The sequence below is a fragment of the Thomasclavelia cocleata genome, from assembly GCF_900102365.1.
GTDB classification, from domain to species: Bacteria; Bacillota_I; Bacilli_A; order Erysipelotrichales; family Coprobacillaceae; genus Thomasclavelia; species Thomasclavelia cocleata.
Genome location: NZ_FOIN01000076.1, coordinates 1 through 4,763 on the forward strand (window position 1 = coordinate 1; position 4,763 = coordinate 4,763).

Annotated in this window: 6 protein-coding genes; all 6 read left to right on the plus strand. The window is 25.7% G+C overall.

Translation table 11 applies throughout. From position 1 onward, the window contains the following. The coding region (locus tag BMW96_RS13680; protein ID WP_177165863.1) for a PD-(D/E)XK nuclease domain-containing protein at positions 1 to 943 on the plus strand (943 nt) is incomplete at its 5' end. Positions 944 to 962: 19 nt separating this feature from the next. After that, complete coding sequence (locus BMW96_RS14295; protein ID WP_177165864.1) at positions 963 to 1,112, plus strand: hypothetical protein; 150 nt, start codon at positions 963 to 965, stop codon at positions 1,110 to 1,112. Positions 1,113 to 1,282: 170 nt separating this feature from the next. Then, positions 1,283 to 1,789, plus strand: a complete 507-nt coding sequence (locus tag BMW96_RS13685; protein WP_092357115.1) for a GNAT family N-acetyltransferase — start codon at positions 1,283 to 1,285, stop codon at positions 1,787 to 1,789. Positions 1,790 to 1,844: 55 nt separating this feature from the next. Next, the gene (locus tag BMW96_RS13690) at positions 1,845 to 2,777 is read left to right on the plus strand and encodes a leucine-rich repeat domain-containing protein (RefSeq protein WP_092357118.1); all 933 of its coding nucleotides are present in this window, start codon (positions 1,845 to 1,847) and stop codon (positions 2,775 to 2,777) included. Positions 2,778 to 3,023: 246 nt separating this feature from the next. Beyond that, positions 3,024 to 3,455: a GNAT family N-acetyltransferase gene (locus BMW96_RS13695; RefSeq protein ID WP_157796036.1), complete on the plus strand. Its 432-nt coding sequence runs from the start codon at positions 3,024 to 3,026 to the stop codon at positions 3,453 to 3,455. Between the two features lie 176 nt (positions 3,456 to 3,631). Continuing rightward, positions 3,632 to 4,396 (plus strand): DUF4241 domain-containing protein, encoded by a 765-nt coding sequence (locus tag BMW96_RS13700; protein ID WP_092357124.1) that lies wholly within the window; start codon positions 3,632 to 3,634, stop codon positions 4,394 to 4,396. The last annotated feature ends 367 nt before the right edge of the window (positions 4,397 to 4,763 follow it).

Genomic DNA, 4,763 nt, shown 5'->3' on the forward strand with positions numbered 1-4,763 from the left:
TTTTGGATTCACTCAAAATGAAATCAATGAAACATTAAATTATTATAATTTAAATGATAAAAAAGAAGAAATGAAAGAATGGTATGACGGATACCTGTTTGGAGAAATAGAAATCTATAATCCATGGAGTTCAATGAACTATATTTTGGAACTGTTAGGAAATATTGAATATTCAGCGATATCATTCTGGGCAAATACAAGTGGAAATGATATAGTCAGACAGTATATCGAGAACTCAACACAGACAATGAAAAAAGAGTTTGAGTTACTAATTAATGGAAAAAGTATTATCAAGAAGATAGTACCAGAACTGACATACAGGGAAATGAGATTTGAAACAAAGGAAGATATGAATGATGATATATACAGTTTTTTATTGTATACAGGATATTTAAAGATTCAAGACAAGGTATATGATGATAGTGGAAAACAGATAACAGATACTTATAAGCTGGTTATACCAAATAAAGAAGTGAAAACAATTTATGACAATATATTTATGAAATGGTTTGATGGGTATCAAAGAGTAAAAAGAAATACATTTATTAATGAACTGATTAATGGAAATGTTATAAATGCGATTGATTATTTATCAGATGTTTTAGAAAACAGTATCAGTTATTATGATAACTATGAAAGTTTTTATCATGGATTTATGATAGGGTTCTTAAAAGCAGATGGATATGAAGTCAAATCAAATAGGGAAAGTGGAAAAGGTAGATTTAATATAGCACTTATACCAGCTAGAAAAACAAAAACATGCATAATTATAGAATGTAAACATAGTTTTTATGAAGATGATTTAATAGAAGATAGTCAAAAGGGGACAAAACAAATAGAGACAAATGATTATTTAAAATCATTTGAAAGAAAAGGATATAGACAGGTATTAGGGTATGGAATATCATTTTATAAAAAGCAGTGTTATATTACAAAAGTATAATTGATTTAAGATAAAGTAAATGAAAAAGGAATTATTGTCGATAACAAATGTAATTTTGTTGGCCTTATATTTAATGATGCATCAAAAAGAATTTGTTTGTTTTACAATAAATCATATTGTCTATAAAACATTTTCTGCTGTTTTTAATTTTCAAAATGAAGGTTTATAGATAAACGTTTTTAGCTAATACAAAAAGTAAATGGGAATAAAAGGTGAAATATTCAATTTCTGAAAAAGACTAATCATGATATACTATCAGCTTTAAAAAACAGTTTAAGGAATTGATAATTTAATTTGTAAAAGAATTAACAATAAACTAGGATTTATGGAGATAATAAAATGGAATTTAGATTAGCAGTTTTGAATGATTTAGTGCAAATTAAAGATATGTATAGGCAAATTGTGAGAAGCATGAATGAAAATAATATTCAAATCTGGGATGATATTTATCCTTGTGTTTTTTTTGAAAATGATATTAAAAATAATCAAATGTATCTTTTAATTGATAATAACGAAATTATTTCAGCATTTGTTTTATGTAATACAAATGCTGGGGAAAAAGAAGTTAAATGGGGTCATGATGCAGGTAAATCCATATATTTAGATAGATTAGGTGTAAATATCAAATATAGTAATAAAGGAATAGGGAGTTTGATGATATATAAAGCAAAAGAAATTGCTAAATCATTAGGAAATGAGTATTTGCGTTTATTTGTTGTGGACATCAATATTCCAGCTATTAAGCTTTATATTAAAAATGGATTTGAAAAAGCTGATGGTATTTATAATGAAGTATTTGATGATGGTTTTGTTTTACATGAATATGGATATGAAATAAAAATTTAAATCGTAAGACTATCAATCAAATACAAAATATGGAATAGCAGTGAGGTAAATGATTATGGGAGCTTGGATTATTAAAGATTTTATTGAAATTTCAGATGAAACAAGAAAAGGGATAATATTAGAGTGTTTTAGTTATAAAGAAATTGATGAAACGTTTATTTGTGATATTATTGAAGATAATAAAATTAAAACTATTCAAATATCAAAAACTTTACCTGCTGAAGCTTATCAAATTATTGATTCTATCCTAGAAAGAAAACCTCAGTTAAATTTTAGAGTTTACAATTTATATTTTTATAATCAATATGATATTTCATTTTTAGAAAAGATGCCTCATTTAAGAAGTCTTAGAATTGACTGTCATTTAAGAGCTTGGAATAATATGATAGATTTTAATATACTTACTAAGTTGAATTTGAAAAGTTTATATTTAAATGCTTTTGAATTAAAAGATTATACTTTTATTAAAAACTTATCTAAAAATCTTGAAGAATTACTGATTTATGCAGATACAATGGGGAGTTCAATTTACTTTGATTGTAAGTGGTTATTACAATATAAAAAGATGCATACACTTTGGCTTGGTAAAAAAGTAAAAAAGAATATTGAATGTTTATCTGAAATGAAATCATTAAAGTCTTTATCTCTTAGAGGTATTAAATTATTAAGTTTTGATTTCTTGAGGGATTTGAATTTGGAAAAATTAGAATTGTTATGGAATTCAAATAATGATTTAAAAGAGTTAAAGGAATTGAAAACATTAAAACAAATAGGGTTATGGCGAATAAATAAATTAGATAATATTGATTTTATTAGTGAACTAGAGAATTTAGAAGTTATAAAATTACAAGATTTAAAGCATATTACTAAGTTGCCTGATTTAAGTCGTTTGAGTAATTTAAAAACGATTGTTTTAGATAATACTGGAATTTCAATTAATGACATAGAAGAGCCTTATAAATCAAAAGTTGAAAAATACTGGAGATGATTATTATTTAATTGTATGAATAGAATAAATTGATAATTTATTATAAAGATGAAATTTCAATTGGTATTGATGTTAAAAAATTATGACTGTTACTATATTAATGATTAATGGCAGTACTTTTTAGTTATAGAAGATAATATGATATTTTCATTGTACTTTTATTAGGTATTATAAAAAGATATGAGATAAGGCTAAAATATGCTATGATGAAGTAGAAAATAATTAACTAATTATATGGAGGAATTCATGAATATAATAGAAGCAAGAGTTGAAGATGCAGAAGACATTTATAATTTATATTATGAGGTTATGAAATATGATTATCCAGTTGAAAAAATGAAAAAAATGATTAGCTTAGTTAGTATGGATAAGAATAACTATGTTTTTGTAGCGATTGATCATGATTGTGTAGTAGGTGTTGTAGAAGTAGTTATAAAATATAGTATTCATAAAGAACCTTATTTAATTATTAATACATTTGTTGTTTTAACAAAATATCAAGGCAAAGGGATTGGAAGTCAATTACTTGTATATGTTGAAGATTTTGCAAAAAAACAGAAGTTGGCTAGCATAACTTTGGGCTCACAATTTAAACGTGTTGAAGCGCATGAATTTTATAAAAAAAATGGATTTAAAATTATTAAGGAACATAAAATATTTGAAAAAAATATATCATGAGGAGAAGATAATAAAAAATGATTGTTAAAAAACAGTAATATCTGGAGTTGTTTTTGAAAGTGAATTAGTTATGGTTATTTGTTATACAACATGGAAGTTTGTTGGATGGAAAATTTTTCATGGATTACTTAGTTGGGTATATATTGTAAAATTAAACAGAAAGTTGGAAAGTAATTATGGGATTATTTGATAAATTTAAGAAGAAAGAAAATGCAGAAATTGATATTCAAAAAGCATTTGAAGCTAATTTGAAATATATTTCTAATACTGATGTGAATGTTAATGACATAAAAAGGCAGTTTGTTAAATCAAACACAAGATTTTATCTAACAATTGGAAAAATAAGTTGTCCAACTGGAAATATCATCGTTTCTGATCCACTTGCCTATTTACCATCTAATAAATTTTGTCCTATTTTAAGTATTCAAATTCCTTCTGGTGAATATCCTGTAGAAGTTGCTATTTGTAGAAGTGATATAATTGGAATTCGTATGTGTACAGTCAAGTTAAAAATTAAAGAGACAGAGGCAGTAAGATACAGCTTAGCTAAACCAACTAATGAAAGTGCTGCTTTTGTAGCGAAAGATGAGGTATTGAGTGGTTTTCCAGTTGATGCTGGTATGATTTCTATTTGTGATGAAAAGGTTGCAAAAGAATATCAGGATTTTATAGTTAATTGGTACAAAGATAATCCAAATGGAAATCATTATGATGATTATTTTGATAAGTTTTTTAAAGAAAGTGATGAAAAGTTTCCACAGTTTCAAAGACAAGGTGGAGATTTTATTGAGTGGGAAAATCCTAAAACAAAAAATAAGCTAGTGATGGTAGCAAGTGGATTTGGTGATGGTTTTTATCAAAGTTATTGGGGATATGATTCAAATAATGAAATATGTGAATTGATTGTTCCTTTAGTAAATCCAGATTTATTTGGGTTATAATATAATTTTTGTAAATTTATTAATATGAAAGACAGGGTAACCAAATAATTTAGGGGGAAAGCCAAATTATTTGGGGGTCAACTTTAGTGGTGCTAAAAAAAGTCTGTTGAAATTTAGGGGACACTTTAGGGGGCAACCTAAAATTGATGAATAAATAAGTTCAATAGGGAACAATCAAAAATGGTTGTTCCCCTTTATTTCGTCTAGATACTTTTATATTTTATTTTTTAAATTTATAAACTTCTTTTTTGGATTTTGGAGTAGAGAGAATGGATTCGTTTTTTCTGTTGGCCCAAATCAATCTGCTACGTGCATATTCAAAATTATCTAATCCTCTGGAATTTCTTTTGAAATCTTTAGGAGTTCT

Excerpts from the sequence above, each read along its gene's own strand:
- BMW96_RS13695 (WP_157796036.1), top strand. The coding sequence starts at position 3,024 with ATGAATATAATAGAAGCAAGAGTTGAAGATGCAGAAGACATTTATAAT.
- BMW96_RS13690 (WP_092357118.1), top strand. The coding sequence starts at position 1,845 with ATGGGAGCTTGGATTATTAAAGATTTTATTGAAATTTCAGATGAAACA.
- BMW96_RS13700 (WP_092357124.1), top strand. The coding sequence starts at position 3,632 with ATGGGATTATTTGATAAATTTAAGAAGAAAGAAAATGCAGAAATTGAT.
- BMW96_RS13685 (WP_092357115.1), top strand. The coding sequence starts at position 1,283 with ATGGAATTTAGATTAGCAGTTTTGAATGATTTAGTGCAAATTAAAGAT.
- BMW96_RS14295 (WP_177165864.1), top strand. The coding sequence starts at position 963 with ATGAAAAAGGAATTATTGTCGATAACAAATGTAATTTTGTTGGCCTTA.